A 14616-nucleotide genomic window follows, 5' to 3' on the forward strand; every position below is an offset into this window, starting at 1 on the left:
ATCTACTGCATGGTGAAACGCCGTGCAACGGCTCCGCCCAGCGCCGGGACCTGGAACATCCGTTCCAGCCCGGCGTTGCGCAGGGCCATCACCCCCGCAGGGAGCGGCCGGCCCAGCACCATGTTGATCTGGGCCTGGGCGGAGGCGACGACGGCGTCCCGGCGGCGCCGTCGTTCGAATTCCCGCAGCTCCCTGCCCACCGGGTTACCGTGCAGGGATGCTGCCATGATCGGGGCAACGGCAGCGGCATCCAGCCAGCCCAGGTTCATCCCCTGCCCGCCGATCGGGCTGATCTGGTGTGCCGCGTCCCCGATCAGGACCGTGCGTCCGGAAACCAGCCGGTGCGCCCGGCCGATCTGTACGCCGAAAGCACTCAGCATGGAGTTTCCGGCAACCTCCAGCCGGTGCCCGGTCCGCCGGTGCACCAGCTCCGCGAGACCGGACGCGGTGGGATCCTGCTGCAGTGCGTCGGTATGGACCACCCAGCGGCGCAGGCCGCCGGGCAGCGGAAAAGACTCCACGATCCCCTCCGGCTCGAGGTAAAGCACGCCCAGCGTCCCGTCACCGGTGTCATCCGGGAAATCGCCCATCAGGTAAGTATCCGGCAGTTCGCGTGAAGCCCAGCCGCTGCCCAGTGCTGACCGGATCGAGGACCGGGCGCCGTCGGCCGCTACGAGAAGGCCCGCCTGAGTGGTGAAGGGTTCTCCGCCGCGGACGCCGTGCACTCGGACGGCGGTGCCGTTGTCGCTGAAGGTTTCAACCCGGGCCCCGCGGACCAGCGCTCCCGGGTCGAGGGCTCTGAGGCGTTCCTCCAGCAGCTGTTCGGTCCTCACCTGCGGCAGGGTCAGCACAAAGGGGTACCGGGCCGACGCCGCGGCGAAGTCCAGGCGGGCCACGGTCCGCCCCGCGCTGCGGGCTTCCCCGTGGGCGATCCGGATTCCTTCCCGAGTCATGGCATCGGCGATGCCGGCCTGCGCCAGGGACGCCAGAGCTGGAGGATGCACCCCGATGGCCCGCGAATGCCTGCTCCGGTTCAGCCGCTGTTCCAAAACCTGGACGGATACCCCCTCCTGCAGCAGCAGGACGGCCAGATACATGCCCACCGGCCCGCCGCCCACCACAACCACTTCGGAAGAGCGGCGGGGCACGCTGCGGGGAGCGGGGGAGGCGGCTTGTTCCGCGGACGGCAGCTTAGCCCGCACGGCGGTCGTCTCCCCGGGCGAACGGTGGATAAACCAGCAGGTTCTGCCACGGCCGCTGCTGCAGGCTTTGCCAGCCCTGGGGCGTCACCTCGGCGATTTCCGCCGCGGTGAAACTGCGGCGGATGGAGGTCAGCCCGTCCGCCCGGATGAACGAGCCGGGGAAAAACGGCAAGGTGCCGACGGAGAACAGGGCGTAGGCCCAGCGGCTGCGCTCAATGTCGCTGTGCAGGCAGAGCTTGCGGCCCAGCCGCCTTGAGTCCGCCAGCAGCGCCAGCAGTTCCGCCGGGGCCAGATGGTGGAGCATGTGGTTGGAAATCACGACGTCGTAGGAACGCCCCTCCGCAACCAGCTCGCTGCTGTAGGCCTGGCGGAAGGACAATCCCGGCAGGGCCGGCAGCGCGGAGGCGAACGCGTGTGCCCTCGGATCCGGGTCAATGGCGGTGATTTCCAAGGCAAACCCGTCCCTGCGCGCCCAGCGGGCAATGCAGCGGGGAACGTCCCCTCCGCCGGAACCGATATCCAGCAGGGTGCCGCCGCCACTCGCGGCGAAGATCGGGCGGAGGTACCGGACGTAGTTGCGCCGCCACCCCGAGACCACCGCATTGACCAGCCAGAACTGGGCATAGGTGCGCTCGAGGCGCTGCAGGTCGGCGTCGGGCCGGTCCATTTCCTCCACCGCGTCTGCTGCCCGGGTGGCCAAGGAGGGAAAAACAGCGATCATACTGCGGCCGGGACCCCCGCTGGTACTGCCCCCGCCGGCGCTGCCAGTTCCGCAGACGCCGCTGCCGCAGGCTGCACCGGGCCGCCAACCCGGGTGAACAAGCCCGTCTCCACGGTGAGGCCCGGGCCGAAGGCCATGGAGCAGATCCGTTCGTTGCCTCCGCTGAAGGGTTGTTCCAGGATGTACTTGAGCACGAACAGCACAGTGGCGCTGCTCATGTTGCCCACGGTGCGCAGTGTCTCCCGGGCCGGCAACAGCTGCTGTTCGCTCAGTTCGAGTTTCGCCTCGACTTTGTCCAGGATGCTGCGGCCGCCGGGATGGATGGCCCAGTGCTCGATCTCCCGGTAGGGGCGGACGCTTACCGATTGGTCGTGCGCCAGCAGGGGTTCCAGGGCACCGACAATGTGGTCGTCGATGATGTGCGGGACGTAGGTGCCCAGCACCATCTCGAAGCCTTCGTCGCCGATATTCCAGGCCATGGCCTCTTCGCCGACCGGGGTCAGGATGGTTTCAAAGTGGTCCAGCTGGATGGCCGGTCCCGAGTCCGGCAGGTCTTCGCGGGCGGTGATGATGGCGGCGGCGGCGCCGTCGGCGAAGAGCGAGGATCCCATGATGGCGTCCGGGTCATTCGACGTGCGGACGTGCAGGGAGCACAGCTCCGCACTGACCACCAGCACCACGGCGCCGGGATCCGACTCGCAGAATGATTTGGCTGCGCGCATGGCCGGGAAGGCTCCGTAGCAGCCCATAAAGCCCAGGTGGTAGCGCTGCACGGACGGATTCAGCCCCAGGGCGCGGGTCACTTTGTAATCCGGGCCGGGGTTGAAGAAACCGGTGCAGGACACAGTGATGACGTGGGTGATATCCGACGGAGAGATACCGGCGCAGGCATCCAGTGCCTTGGACGCGGCTTCGATGAAGAGTTTCGTGGCCTCCACCGCAAAGATGTCATTCCTGGTCTTGGTGCTGGGCCGCAGCAACAGGCCGCTGCGGGCATCGTAGAACTTGGGATTTTCCGAGGTGTCGGTGAGTGAGAGTTCAGCCAGCGCCGTACGGCGAGTGTCGATGGCCGCCGAATCGAAGCAGGTGCGCACCAGCCGCTCACCCAGCCGGGTCAGGCCGGGCTGGGCTGCGAACGTGTCGCGGACTTCGGACTGCACCAGAATAGTGGGCGGGATCGCAGTTTCCAGGGACCTGAGGGTAACCGTCATAGTCCATTGTTAAGGGATGGTGATGCTCTGCACAATGGTTGGGGTTACTGAACGATTAGCCCCGGCTACTGGTTTCGCGGCTTGAGGAGTTCCTTTTCGAGCACCAGGTCGATCGACAGGGTCTTGTAGCCCTCCGCTTCGAACAGGACGGTCACCGTCTCCTCCTCGTAGCTCATCACGACGCCGGGTCCCCACTCCGAGTGCGTGACGGTGGACTGCAGGGGGAAGGGCAGATTGGGTGCTTCCGCGGCCGCCAGCACCTGCAGCTCCTCGACCGGGATGTCTGCCTCCGCCGCGGCCTTCTCGCAGTTATCGCAGTTGCCGCAGGGCTCCGGCAGGTCCTCGCCGAAGTATCCAAGCAGGAACTGCCGGCGGCAACCGGATGTTTCGGCATACTGCCGGGCCATATCCACCCGGGACTGGTCGATGCTCTCCCGCCGCTCGGCGTAGTCCACCGCCGCTGCCACTGCCTCGTCGGGTGCCATCCTGCGGGCCCGGTAGCCCTTCTTGGATGCGGTGACGGCTCCGGCAGCATTCAGCAGGTTAAGCAGGCCGGACAGCCGTCGGGAGCTGACGCCCAGCTTCTGGCTCAGGTGGGCCTGCGTCACGGTGCCTCGCTCGGCGCGCAGTGCGGCCAGCAGCTGGCGGAGGGACTGATCATCGGCGCGTTTGCTGGCGAAGAAGCGCCGCAGGCCCAGATCCTCCGGACGGTAATGCAGCACGGCGGCTGCCGGCTGCCCATCGCGCCCGCCCCGTCCGATCTCCTGGTAATAGCTGTCGATGGAGTCCGGTATGCCGGCGTGCACCACGTACCGGACGTTGGGCTTGTCGATGCCCATGCCGAAGGCGGTGGTGGCCACCACTACGTCCAGCTCGTCATTGAGGAACTGCCGGTGGACCTCCTTGCGCTCCCCGGCGGGCCGGCCGGAGTGGTAGGGCGCGGCGCGCAGCCCGGCCTTGGCAAGGTCCTCGGCGTATTCCTCCGTTTCCCTACGGGTGGCCACGTAGACGAGCCCGGGATGGGTCAGTCCAAGGACGCTCTCCATGACGGCCTGCCGTTTATCGTCGGCCTCCACATGCATCTGCACGGACAGGTAGAGGTTGGGGCGGTCGAACCCCTGGGCAATCAGGAAGGGATCCTTCAGGCGAAGCACCTCGGCAATCTCGGTCCGCACCGGGGGAGCGGCGGTAGCGGTCAGCGCCACCACCGGACGGTCCAGGGCTTCTGCGAGCGAGCCCAGCTGGAGGTAATCCGGGCGGAAGTCGTGGCCCCATGCGGAAACACAGTGCGCCTCATCGATCACCAGGATGGAAACGTCCAGTGCCTTGAGCCGCTTGAAGACTTCTTCGCGGGCCAGCTGTTCGGGGGCCAGGAAGAGGAACTTGGCCCGCCGGTCTTCGTCTTTGTCTTCAGCGGCCGCCCAGGCGGCATCAACGGCGCTCTGTGGCTGGGTGGAGTTCAGGACATAGGCACGGGTAGCCCCGGCTGCGGCGTTAATGGCGTCCGCCTGATCGCCTTGAAGTGCAATCAACGGCGAAATGACGACGGCGACGCCGGGCAGGGCGAAGGCCGGCACCTGATAGACGGCGGATTTCCCGTGACCGGTGGGCATAACGCACAGGACGTCCCTGCCGGCAGCCACGGCCGTCATGGCTTCCAGTTGCCCTTCGCGGGCTGTGTCCCAGCCGAAGATTTCCGAGGCCGTTCGGGCCAGCGTTTCCCGCGTAACGTGCATTGCTTATCCTTCAGCGAACCGGGCCGGCCTCTGCCGGCAATCACATTAGTAAGCTTACTGAGGATGGATAGCGGACGCGACTTTGCCGCGTGGCCGCACTGACGCGTACCACTGGCGGCACAACAGCACGATCAGCACCAGTTCGAGGATGCCGCCGCCGTAGTACATCACCAGCGCTCCGGTTTCCGCGGCAGCGGCCGGGATCCCGGGAGGCGGGTCGGCGTAGATGCCCTTGGCGAGGATATTGTGCGCGGCGATGGAAAGCACCAGGACGATGGCCCGCAGCCGATAACCGGCCCGGTGCGGGGAGGGATCCCGCCCCACTATGGAAGCCGTGAACAGGTAGCCGGCAGCCAAGAGATGGAAGGTCACCAGCCAGTGCACCGGCATGGACTCCTGCATTGCCTGCAGCAGTCCGGTGCGGAACATCAGGATCATGCCGCCGGTATTGAGCAGTGCGGCGGTGACCGGGAAGGACAGGAACCGGGCGAACCTGCTGCGCAGCACCCGGGAGAGCCGGCGGGCCGGAAAAACGTCGAGGGTGCGCAGTGCCAGGGTGAACGGCCGGGAGAGCACCAGCAGCAGCGGGGAGAGCATCCCGGCCAGGAGATGCGAAAAGCTCAGTACCGCGAAATCCCGGTGGGCCAGTTCGGCCAGGGGGTTCAGGACCGTAACCAGCACGGCTGCCACGCCCAGCGTGAAGAAAGCCGTCCGGTACCAGGGCCAACGGCCGGAGCGCGGCGAACGCGCACCCGCCCAGTAGGCGACCAGGGCAACTACGGCGGGGATGAAGAACAGCGACTCTACGGGAAAGGCACTGCCGTGGTTATGCATCGGCCGGGGCCGTTGATTCCCGCGGGACGGCAGTGCGGGTGCGGTAGGTGAGGAACGCCCCGGCAACGATCAACAGCACTGCGATGACGTTCCAAACCGTGTCGTACACCAGCAGATCCACCTCATAGCGGATTTGGTGAAGCCCCATGAGCTTGTGCTGCACCGTGCCGTCATAGAGCTGGAACACGCCGGCGCCCAGCAGGACACCGCCGGTCCACCGCTTCAGGAGAGTCTCATGCCACCGGCGCAGATCGGCGAACAGGAAGAGGCCGGCTACAACTGCGAACCAGCCGAAGGCGTGGAACAAACCGTCCGAAAACAGTCCAACGGATGTAGTGGAGCGGTCGTAGAAATGATGCCACTGGAGGAGCTGGTGGAAGATCACTTCATCGACGAAGGCAGCAAGTCCGATCCCGAAAAGCAAGCCGGACACCAGGTTGCGCCGCCGCGGAGAGCGGCGCTCGCGGAGGGGAGAACTCATGCTTCGAACATAACACCGGCACGGCGCCGGCCGCAGGGGTGCGTGACATGCCCGACGGCTGCGGCAAGGATGGGAGACATGTGGATTGGGGCGCTTGAGCTGGACCTGTTACTGGGGGACGTGCATTCCCTCAAGGGGAAACGGTCGGTTGTCCGGCCCATCCTTGCGGAGCTGCGGAGGAAATTCGATGTCTCCGCCGCGGAGGTCAGCTCCCTGGACCTGCACCGCCGGTCAGGAATAGGCGTGGGCGTTGTGGCGGCGGACCGTGCCCATGTGGTGGATGTGCTGGATGCCGCCGAACGGCTGGTGGCGGGCCGGCCTGAAGTGGAGTTGCTGAGCGCCCGGCGTCAATTGTTCACCGAGCAGGACTAGCCAGCGCGCTCCGTATCCGCCCATCCGCCGGAGAAATGGGGAACAATTGGCCGGGTGAGTCTTAGCACCGTAGAACCAGTCAATGTTTCCGGATCCATCGACGAGCAGGTGATTGCCCAACTGGCCGCCGAGCTGGGGGTAGCGCCGTGGCAGGTCCGGGCGGCGGTTGGCCTGCTCGACGGCGGCGCCACGGTTCCGTTCATCGCCCGGTACCGCAAGGAGGCCACCGGCACGCTGGATGACGCCCAGCTGCGGGACCTGGACGAACGGCTGCGGTACCTGCGCGAACTGCAGGACCGGCGGCGGGCCATCCTCGAGGCCATTGCTGCCCAGGGGAAGCTGACCCCGGAACTGCGGGCCGCCGTCGTCGGCGCCGAAACCAAGTCCCGGCTGGAAGACATTTACCTGCCGTACCGCAGCAAACGGCGAACCAAGGCGCAGATAGCCCGGGAAGCAGGACTGGAACCGCTCGCGGATGCGCTGCTGGCCGATCCCCGGCGATCCCCGGACGCTGAAGCCGCCCGGTACGTGCGCGAGGGGATCCCGGACGCAGCCGAGGCGCTCGCCGGAGCACGCGCCATCCTGATCGAACGGGTCTCCCAGGACGCGGACCTGTTGACCGAACAACGCGAGAAGCTCTGGCGCCAGGGCCGGATGCGCTCGCAGGTGCGCCCGGGAAAGGAAGCCGAAGGGCGCAAGTTCACCGACTACTACGACTTTTCCCAGTCGCCCTCCGGAATGCCGTCCCACCGCGTTCTCGCCCTGTTCCGCGGCGAGAAGGAAGGCATGCTGGAACTGGCCCTGACGGAGGGGGATCCCGCTGACGCCGATGCCCTGGCCGCAGCCCGCGCCCGCTACGAACGCTCCGTGGCCGCCCGTCTCGGGGTCGCGGACCGCGGGCGTCCCGCTGACGCATGGCTGATGACCACGGTGCAGCTGGCCTGGCGCCGGATCCTGGCCAAGCTCGCGGTGGATCTGCGTGTCCGGCTCTTTACGGAAGCGGAGACCGAGGCGGTGCGCGTGTTTGCGGCCAACCTTCGGGATGTGCTGCTGGCCGCGCCTGCCGGGAACCGGACCACCCTGGGGCTCGATCCCGGGCTGCGAACCGGTGTCAAGGTTGCCGTGGTGGACGGCACCGGCAAGGTGGTTGCCACCGATACGGTCTACCCTCACGCGCCCGTGCGCCGCTGGGATGACGCCCTGGCCACGCTGGCTGGCCTGGTGAAGCAGCACGGGGTGGAACTGATTGCCATCGGCAACGGCACCGCTTCCCGCGAAACGGACAAGCTGGCTGCGGAACTGATCCGCCTCGTTCCGAACGCGTCGGTGCGCAAGCTGGTGGTCTCCGAGGCCGGTGCCTCGGTGTACTCGGCGTCCGCCCTTGCCTCGGCCGAGCTGCCTGGCATGGACGTGTCCCTGCGCGGTGCCGTGTCCATCGCCAGGCGGCTGCAGGATCCGTTGGCGGAACTGGTGAAGATCGATCCAAAGTCCATCGGCGTGGGCCAGTACCAGCACGACGTAACGCCGGCGAAGCTGGAGCGTTCCCTGGATGCGGTGATTGAGGACTGTGTGAATGCCGTGGGGGTGGATGTGAACACCGCTTCTCCGTCGCTGCTGACCCGGGTGGCCGGCGTCGGTCCGCTGCTCAGCGAAAATATTGTGGCCTACCGCAATGCGAACGGGCCGTTTGCCCGCCGGCAGGACCTGATGAAGGTGCCTCGGCTCGGGGCGAAGGCCTTTGAGCAGTGTGCGGGGTTCCTGCGCGTCAGCGGGGGAAAGGAACCGCTGGACGCAACCAGCGTCCACCCGGAGTCCTACCCGATTGCCCGGAAGATCCTTGCTGCGGCCGGGACCACCATGAGTGCGTCGGGAGCGGTCCTGGAGGGTGTGGACCCGGCAGCGTTCGTAGACGACCAGGTAGGCCTTCCCACCGTCCTGGACATCATTGCCGAGCTGCGGAAGCCGGGGCGGGACCCGCGGCCCGCTTTTGAAACAGCCAGCTTCTCGGAGGGTATCGAGAAGATTTCGGACCTGCGTCCCGGAATGATCCTCGACGGTGTGGTCACCAACGTGGCTGCCTTCGGAGCCTTCGTGGACGTCGGAGTGCACCAGGACGGGCTGGTCCACATTTCCGCGATGTCGCATACCTTCATTTCGGATCCGCGCGAGGTGGTGCGGTCCGGCCAGGTGGTGAAGGTCAAGGTGATGGAGGCGGACCCGGAGCGGAAACGGATCTCGCTGACGCTACGGCTTGACGACGACGCCGCGGAGCCGGGCGGGCGGTCCGGACGCCCTCCCCAGGGGAGCCGCAAAGCCGAGAAAGCCAAGTCGGCCAGCCCCACCTCAGGCAACGGTCAGTCAGGCAGCGCCAAGACAGGCACTAGTCAGTCGGGTGCGGCCAGGTCCAACACCTCGAAGCCCGGTGAGCCTAGGACCAAAGCCCAGAAGGCCGGCGCACCCAAGGCCAGCGCACCGAAAACCAGCGCGCCCACCGGGGCCATGGCAGACGCGCTGCGGGCGGCCGGGCTGCTGAAGTAGCCGGACCCTTACTCCGAGTCGGAGGGTGCCTCGGCGTCGGCTGCTTCGTCCGCCTTGTCCTGTGCGGCAGGCACCGCGCCGGCGGGCGAGGTCCCCTGATCGTCACGGATGTTGCCGGCCGAATGCGAGGCGCTGCCCGGTCGCCGGGGTTCGCCCGTTGGCCCGGGCTGCGGGGCGCTGGGGCCGAGGGGATCCTCGGCGTCGTTCGCGGGGCCGGTGGGTTCAGTAGTCATGGTGTCCTCTCGGAAACGGTTAGCCCTGCGCGAGGAGTTCGCCCAGCAGACTGGTGTCCATGGCGGCAAGAAGTGCCCGCGGGTTTTCGTAGACTTCCTGGGCGCCTGCCTCGCGCAGTTCGGCTTCGCTCGTGCCGCCGCAGGTCAGGCCGATAGTGGGAATGGAGAGCTTCCCTGCTGCCTTGACGTCCCAGACCGAATCGCCCACGAACACGGTGTTGGAGGCCTCCAGGCCACCGGCCTCCAGTGCAGCTTCGAGGATGTCCGGTGAGGGCTTGCTGGCTTCGGCATCTGAGGAACTTGTGGCGCCGGTGATTGCTGAGTCGGCCTCAATCACGGTGCGCAGGAACTTCAGTTCGGCCGCGGAGGCGGAGGACGCAAGAACCACGATGAGGTCCTTGTCCGAGCAGGCGTTCAGGAGTTCGCTGGCGCCATCGAAAGACCGCAGCGACGGCCACCAAGTGGAGAAGATGGCGCCGTGCGTCGCATCGAGCTGCTCATCCTCGTCCTTGTTGCGGTCTTCGCCCAGCAGGTGCTCCACGAGCTTGTCGCCGCCCATGCCGATGGCACGGTGGATGGCGGACATCGGGACATCATGCTCCATTCGGCGGAAGGCCTGCCACCATGCGACCGCGTGCAGGTAGTTGGAATCCACCAGGGTTCCGTCTACGTCGAAAAGAACTCCGCGCTTGCCCTTGCTTGAATCACTCATGCTGTGTGCCTCAGATTTCCTTGGAGCCTAGGTCTGGTTCGTTTGGTTTGAAGTCTAGTGTCCGTGCCGACGACGACGCAGCCTCCGCCGGCGTCTCGCCGTCCGATTCGGTGGTTGCCGGCGTCGCGCGAACCCGCCCTGGCGGGCCCAGGAAGGTACGCAGCTGTTCTTCGAGAAGGCTGCGGTCCCGCAGTTCGCATTCCCACACGACCAGGACATCCCAACCTCCGGCCGCCAACCGTTCCTGGGCCGCTGCATCCCGCTCGACGGTGCGTTTGCGTTTCGCGGCCCAGAATTCGCTATTGGTCTTTGGGGCGTGCTGCCCCGCCCGGCAGGAGTGGAAGTGCCAGAAACACCCGTTGACGAAGAGGACTTTCCTGCGCCCGGCGAAAACCAGGTCAGGCTTGCCCGGGAGGCGGGTCTTACCGAAGGAGCCGTGCAGTCGGAACCGGTATCCCGCGGCGTGGAGGATGCCGCGGATCAGGAGTTCAGGCTTGGTGTTCTTTCCCCGGATGCGCGACATGTTGCGGCTGCGCTGCTCCGGAGTGACGGTATCGGCCATGGGTCCAGTCTAGGAACAGATCACAATTGCATTTCGCACTACTCGATTCTTTGGGCAGGGGATCCAGAAACTCATAAGGTGACTTAGCATTGAAGGCACTGATAGACCCCTTACAAGGAGGTAAGTGATGTCGGGCTACTTCAAGCTGGTGGACGCCCACGAGGGAAGTTTCCGCATTAAGCTCATTGCCGGCGACGGAACGCTGATGGCAGTGTCCACGACTTTCGAAACCAAGCGGGAGGCAGCGGCCGGCATCGCGCAGCTGCGGGAGATCGCAGGAACGGGTCCGGTAGTCGACCAGAGCCGGGATTCGGATGTGCTGGGCGAAGCGAAGGAATCGGCACCCAAGGCAGCAGCCAGCTGACGAGACGACGAACATACGTACATACGAACAGGCCTTCGGCTCCCTCACCGGGAACCGGAGGCCTGTTCCGTTGTAGCAGCGCTGCATTACTGCGGGGCGCGGGGCCGGGCCTAAAAGCCTCACTCAGGTCTGGTCTTCGCCACCTTCGGCCGGCTCCTGGGTGTGCTCGCGCTGCTCGTTCTTCTGGTCGTCGGTATCCCCTTCGGACGGCTCCTGCGGATGTGTCCGGTTGGAGTCCTTTTCCTCGTTGGCACTCTGTTCGCTCATGCGGTTTCTCCGATTCGTATCCAGCCGACACCGGCATCCGCCGGTTCTCCTTCAGAGCGGCCCTACATCCAGTCTAGAAACCTCTGCCCCAGTCTAGAACCCCTGGCGGCCGCACACGGGCTCGAGGGACGGGTGAGGACACGCCTGTACCAAACTGCTGGCCAGTACCCGGCGTCGCCGGTAGCGTGAGCCGGATGCAGCCAAAAGACGCGGACGTCATTGTCGTAGGAGCCGGACTTGCCGGCCTGGTAGCCACAGCCGAACTTGTGGACGCCGGGCGCTCGGTGATCCTGGTTGAGCAGGAGGGACCCCAGGGGCTGGGCGGCCAGGCATGGTGGTCCTTCGGCGGGCTTTTCCTGGTGGATTCCCCTGAACAGCGCAGGCTGCGGGTGAAGGACTCCGTGGAGCTTGCCTGGCAGGACTGGCTGGGCACCGCGGGTTTTGACCGCGAGGAGGATTTCTGGCCGCGGAAGTGGGCCGAAGCGTACGTGCATTTCGCCGCAGGGGAGAAGCGGGCCTGGCTGCAGCAGATGGGGCACCGCATCTTCCCCGTGGTGGGCTGGGCCGAACGCGGCGGATACGGCGCCAACGGACCCGGCAACTCTGTCCCGCGCTTCCACATCACCTGGGGCACGGGGCCGGGGATCACCGCGCCTTTCGAAGCCAAGGTGCGCGACGGCGTCGAACGCGGGCTGGTGCGTTTCGCGTTCCGCCATCGCCTGGATGACCTGGTCCTCACCGGCGGTGCCGTGACCGGCGTGCGCGGCAGCGTCCTGGAGCCGACGACGGCGCCGCGCGGCACCGCTTCCAGCCGCACCGTCGTCGGGGACTTCGAATTCAGTGCCTCCGCCGTGGTGATCACCACCGGAGGCATCGGCGGAGACCATGACGCCGTCCGGGCAGCGTGGCCCCGGAGAATGGGACCTGCGCCTACGAACATGCTCAGCGGGGTGCCGGAGCATGTGGACGGACGCGGCATCGGAATCGCCCAGGCTGCGGGCGGGCGGGTGATCAACCCGGACCGGATGTGGCATTACGTGGAGGGAATCCGGAACTGGGACCCGGTGTGGAAGAACCATGGAATCCGCATCCTGCCCGGTCCGTCCTCGCTGTGGCTGGACGCGGCCGGAAACCGTCTGCCGGTGCCGTTGTTCCCTGGCTTCGACACCTTGGGTACGCTGGAGCACCTGCGCCGCAGCGGCTCCGACTACAGCTGGTTCATTCTGAACAAGGCGATCATCCGCAAGGAATTTGCGCTTTCCGGTTCGGAACAGAATCCGGACCTCACCGGAAAGTCACTCCGGGACGTGCTGAAGCGGGCCACCGCCGGAGTGCCTGCCCCTGTCCAGGCGTTCCTGGACCACGGCGAGGATTTTATTACCGCCAATTCGGTCGAGGAACTCGTTGCCGGCATGAACCTGCTGGCCAAGGGCTCGTCCGTGCAGGGGGACGCGCCGGAACTGTCGGCTGAGTCGGTGCGGCATGAACTGGAATCCAGGGACCGGGAAATCCGCAACCCGTTCACGAAGGACTCCCAGGTGACCGCCATCCGCGGGGCACGCACCTATCTGGGAGACCGGTTGATCCGCACCGCTGCACCGCACCGCATCCTGGATCCGAAGGCCGGACCCCTGATCGCCGTGCGCTTGTCCGTACTGACCCGCAAGACCCTCGGCGGGTTGGAGACGGACCTGCAGTCCCGCGTCCTGGCCGACGACGGCACACCGGTCCCCGGCCTTTTCGCAGCAGGGGAGGCCGCCGGCTTCGGCGGCGGCGGAATGCACGGCTACCGCTCGCTGGAAGGGACGTTCCTCGGCGGGTGCCTGTTCAGCGGGCGGGCTGCCGGCCGGGCTGCGGCCGGCTAGCCAGCGGGTCTCCCAAAGACCACTGGCCGGGACACCTTCTTTGAGGTGTCCCGGCCAGTGAAGCTGCAGTTTTACGGTTTAGCCGGCATAGCCCAGGGACTTCGCCTGGCGGTACTGCTTCATCTGGTTGAAGTAGGCAGTGGCCGGGGCGGTAAAGAGCATCACCGCGGCGGCAATGATCAGCAGGATGGAAACGAGGCTGAGGATACCCTCGAGGGAGCCGTTGACCTGGAACAGACTCAGCAGGGAAAGCCCGGCGAACACGGTGATGACGATGCGTGCCCAGTTGTGCCCCTTCCGTGCAAACACGGCGAACAGGACGCTGACCGCAACACTGAGCACGCCGATCACGACGCCGGTAACAATTCCGATGGTTACTGCAGTGTCCGCTTCAGCGGCGGTGAGCCCGCTTACCCGGGCAAGCTCACTGCGGCCCTCATCGGACATCAAGTCGACAATGGAAAGGATCCCGGCAATGAGGCTGAGAACGGCAGAGGCGATCAGGAGCCAGAACCCACGCTCCACTGCGGCCGGACGCTCCGGCGCGGCAGGGGCGGCAGCGGGTTGCCCTCCGCTGAAGGCGTTGTAGTTGTAGTTCGAAGGCGTGCTCATTATTCCCCTTAGATACTTTTGACCAACGGTTCCACGATCGCCAATGACAAACGGCCGTTTCGGCATAGCCTAACCAAGACTTCGCCTGTTGTGCCTCCCCACTTCGGCGGAGATCCAGGGTGTTTTTGACCGGATGGACCCACGCCGGTTCCGCCGAAAGGATTACTCCGGGGCTGGCCCGGAGACGCCGGAGCCGAGTCGGTGTCCGCACAGGAATAACGCCTTCCCCGCCGCAGTTGAGATAAACATGCAAACGCATGAAGAGGAGTCCAATATGGTGGATCGCAGGATTGTCGTGGTTTCGGGCGGACTGGGTGTTCCGTCGTCGTCCCGGATGCTTGCCGATGCCTTGGCGTCGGCGGCCAAGGCTGAGATCGAGGGACTTGGGCTGAGCGCCAGCGTCAGCACCTTCGAACTGCGTGAATACGCCGTGGATATCGCCAACAACATGGTGACCGGTTACGCCGCGCCGCGGCTGGACGCAGCGATAAACGAGCTTATTGCGGCTGATGCACTTGTTGCGGTGACCCCGGTGTTCACCGCTTCGATGAGCGGGCTGTTCAAGTCCTTCTTCGACGTCATCGACAACACTGCCTTGGACGGCAAACCGGTACTGCTCGGCGCCACCGGCGGCAGTGCCCGGCATTCCATGGTCCTGGACTATTCCCTGCGGCCGATGTTCAGCTATCTCCGCGCCCGGGTTGCTCCAACCGCTGTCTACGCCGCACCGGGCGACTGGGGAACGGGCGAAACCGGTACCGGTTCCCTGGACCAGCGGGTCCACCGTGCCGCCGGAGAACTGGTGGCACTGCTGGGGGATGCACCGGTGCAGAAGCGCCGGGATCCGGCGCAGTCGCTGCCCTTCGAGGAATTGCTCGCTCAGACGCAGCGCAAGTAAGCGCGAAC

At 66.0% G+C, this 14616-nt stretch carries 15 protein-coding genes and 1 pseudogene; 5 read left to right on the forward strand and 11 right to left on the reverse strand.

Annotated elements, in window-relative coordinates; translation table 11 throughout:
• Positions 1–2: 2 nt before the first annotated feature.
• The 6 genes from N2K98_RS02980 to N2K98_RS03005 form a co-directional block, all read right to left on the reverse strand.
• Positions 3–1202, reverse strand: a complete 1200-nt coding sequence (locus tag N2K98_RS02980; protein WP_255865947.1) for an FAD-dependent oxidoreductase — start codon at positions 1200–1202, stop codon at positions 3–5.
• Positions 1192–1923, reverse strand: coding sequence for a class I SAM-dependent methyltransferase (locus N2K98_RS02985; protein ID WP_255865948.1), 732 nt, complete (start codon positions 1921–1923; stop codon positions 1192–1194). The genes N2K98_RS02980 and N2K98_RS02985 overlap by 11 nt, the downstream gene beginning before the upstream one ends.
• Positions 1920–3134 (reverse strand): type III polyketide synthase, encoded by a 1215-nt coding sequence (locus N2K98_RS02990; RefSeq protein WP_255798280.1) that lies wholly within the window; start codon positions 3132–3134, stop codon positions 1920–1922. The genes N2K98_RS02985 and N2K98_RS02990 overlap by 4 nt, the downstream gene beginning before the upstream one ends.
• Positions 3135–3199: 65 nt before the next feature.
• Entirely contained in the window at positions 3200–4870 is a 1671-nt protein-coding gene (locus N2K98_RS02995) for a RecQ family ATP-dependent DNA helicase (protein WP_255865949.1), read from the reverse strand.
• Positions 4871–4924: 54 nt separating this feature from the next.
• Positions 4925–5704 carry a cytochrome c oxidase assembly protein gene (locus N2K98_RS03000; protein WP_255865950.1) on the reverse strand — a complete coding sequence of 260 codons (780 nt, stop codon included), beginning with the start codon at positions 5702–5704 and terminating at the stop codon, positions 4925–4927.
• Positions 5697–6185, reverse strand: coding sequence for a DUF2243 domain-containing protein (locus tag N2K98_RS03005; protein ID WP_255865951.1), 489 nt, complete (start codon positions 6183–6185; stop codon positions 5697–5699). The genes N2K98_RS03000 and N2K98_RS03005 overlap by 8 nt, the downstream gene beginning before the upstream one ends.
• Before the next feature lie 78 nt (positions 6186–6263).
• On the opposite strand from N2K98_RS03005, the gene N2K98_RS03010 reads away from it, so the two are divergent.
• Entirely contained in the window at positions 6264–6557 is a 294-nt protein-coding gene (locus N2K98_RS03010) for a DUF503 domain-containing protein (RefSeq protein ID WP_255798284.1), read from the forward strand.
• Positions 6558–6665: 108 nt separating this feature from the next.
• On the forward strand, positions 6666–9095 hold the full coding sequence (locus N2K98_RS03015) for a Tex family protein (protein ID WP_407080018.1): 2430 nt from the start codon (positions 6666–6668) through the stop codon (positions 9093–9095).
• A gap of 8 nt (positions 9096–9103) precedes the next feature.
• Here N2K98_RS03015 and N2K98_RS03020 read toward each other — a convergent pair whose 3' ends face one another.
• From N2K98_RS03020 to N2K98_RS03030, 3 genes and pseudogenes are all read right to left on the reverse strand, one after another.
• On the reverse strand, positions 9104–9328 hold the full coding sequence (locus tag N2K98_RS03020; protein WP_229952699.1) for a hypothetical protein: 225 nt from the start codon (positions 9326–9328) through the stop codon (positions 9104–9106).
• A gap of 19 nt (positions 9329–9347) precedes the next feature.
• On the reverse strand, positions 9348–10040 hold the full coding sequence (locus N2K98_RS03025) for an HAD family hydrolase (protein ID WP_255865953.1): 693 nt from the start codon (positions 10038–10040) through the stop codon (positions 9348–9350).
• A gap of 148 nt (positions 10041–10188) precedes the next feature.
• A pseudogene (locus tag N2K98_RS03030) lies at positions 10189–10602 on the reverse strand (very short patch repair endonuclease); the annotation flags it as partial.
• A gap of 127 nt (positions 10603–10729) precedes the next feature.
• Between N2K98_RS03030 and N2K98_RS03035 the strand changes: the two are divergent.
• Positions 10730–10966: a YegP family protein gene (locus N2K98_RS03035; RefSeq protein ID WP_229952697.1), complete on the forward strand. Its 237-nt coding sequence runs from the start codon at positions 10730–10732 to the stop codon at positions 10964–10966.
• Positions 10967–11089: 123 nt separating this feature from the next.
• Here N2K98_RS03035 and N2K98_RS03040 read toward each other — a convergent pair whose 3' ends face one another.
• Positions 11090–11233 (reverse strand): hypothetical protein, encoded by a 144-nt coding sequence (locus N2K98_RS03040; protein ID WP_255798287.1) that lies wholly within the window; start codon positions 11231–11233, stop codon positions 11090–11092.
• Positions 11234–11427: 194 nt separating this feature from the next.
• On the opposite strand from N2K98_RS03040, the gene N2K98_RS03045 reads away from it, so the two are divergent.
• The gene (locus N2K98_RS03045; protein WP_255865954.1) at positions 11428–13098 is read left to right on the forward strand and encodes an FAD-binding dehydrogenase; all 1671 of its coding nucleotides are present in this window, start codon (positions 11428–11430) and stop codon (positions 13096–13098) included.
• 78 nt (positions 13099–13176) lie between these two features.
• On the opposite strand, the gene N2K98_RS03050 is transcribed toward N2K98_RS03045, so the two are convergent.
• Positions 13177–13710 (reverse strand): hypothetical protein, encoded by a 534-nt coding sequence (locus tag N2K98_RS03050; RefSeq protein ID WP_255865955.1) that lies wholly within the window; start codon positions 13708–13710, stop codon positions 13177–13179.
• Positions 13711–13984: 274 nt separating this feature from the next.
• On the opposite strand from N2K98_RS03050, the gene N2K98_RS03055 reads away from it, so the two are divergent.
• On the forward strand, positions 13985–14608 hold the full coding sequence (locus tag N2K98_RS03055) for an FMN reductase (RefSeq protein ID WP_255865956.1): 624 nt from the start codon (positions 13985–13987) through the stop codon (positions 14606–14608).
• Positions 14609–14616 lie beyond the last annotated feature (8 nt).

Source organism: Arthrobacter jinronghuae, assembly GCF_025244825.1.
Lineage (GTDB): Bacteria > Actinomycetota > Actinomycetes > Actinomycetales > Micrococcaceae > Arthrobacter_B > Arthrobacter_B jinronghuae.

Coding starts and splice junctions, on each gene's coding strand:
- N2K98_RS02985 (WP_255865948.1), bottom strand. CDS start 1,923: ATGATCGCTGTTTTTCCCTCCTTGGCCACCCGGGCAGCAGACGCGGTG.
- N2K98_RS02990 (WP_255798280.1), bottom strand. CDS start 3,134: ATGACGGTTACCCTCAGGTCCCTGGAAACTGCGATCCCGCCCACTATT.
- N2K98_RS02995 (WP_255865949.1), bottom strand. CDS start 4,870: ATGCACGTTACGCGGGAAACGCTGGCCCGAACGGCCTCGGAAATCTTC.
- N2K98_RS03000 (WP_255865950.1), bottom strand. CDS start 5,704: ATGCATAACCACGGCAGTGCCTTTCCCGTAGAGTCGCTGTTCTTCATC.
- N2K98_RS03005 (WP_255865951.1), bottom strand. CDS start 6,185: ATGAGTTCTCCCCTCCGCGAGCGCCGCTCTCCGCGGCGGCGCAACCTG.
- N2K98_RS03010 (WP_255798284.1), top strand. CDS start 6,264: ATGTGGATTGGGGCGCTTGAGCTGGACCTGTTACTGGGGGACGTGCAT.
- N2K98_RS03020 (WP_229952699.1), bottom strand. CDS start 9,328: ATGACTACTGAACCCACCGGCCCCGCGAACGACGCCGAGGATCCCCTC.
- N2K98_RS03025 (WP_255865953.1), bottom strand. CDS start 10,040: ATGAGTGATTCAAGCAAGGGCAAGCGCGGAGTTCTTTTCGACGTAGAC.
- N2K98_RS03035 (WP_229952697.1), top strand. CDS start 10,730: ATGTCGGGCTACTTCAAGCTGGTGGACGCCCACGAGGGAAGTTTCCGC.
- N2K98_RS03040 (WP_255798287.1), bottom strand. CDS start 11,233: ATGAGCGAACAGAGTGCCAACGAGGAAAAGGACTCCAACCGGACACAT.
- N2K98_RS03045 (WP_255865954.1), top strand. CDS start 11,428: ATGCAGCCAAAAGACGCGGACGTCATTGTCGTAGGAGCCGGACTTGCC.
- N2K98_RS03050 (WP_255865955.1), bottom strand. CDS start 13,710: ATGAGCACGCCTTCGAACTACAACTACAACGCCTTCAGCGGAGGGCAA.
- N2K98_RS03055 (WP_255865956.1), top strand. CDS start 13,985: ATGGTGGATCGCAGGATTGTCGTGGTTTCGGGCGGACTGGGTGTTCCG.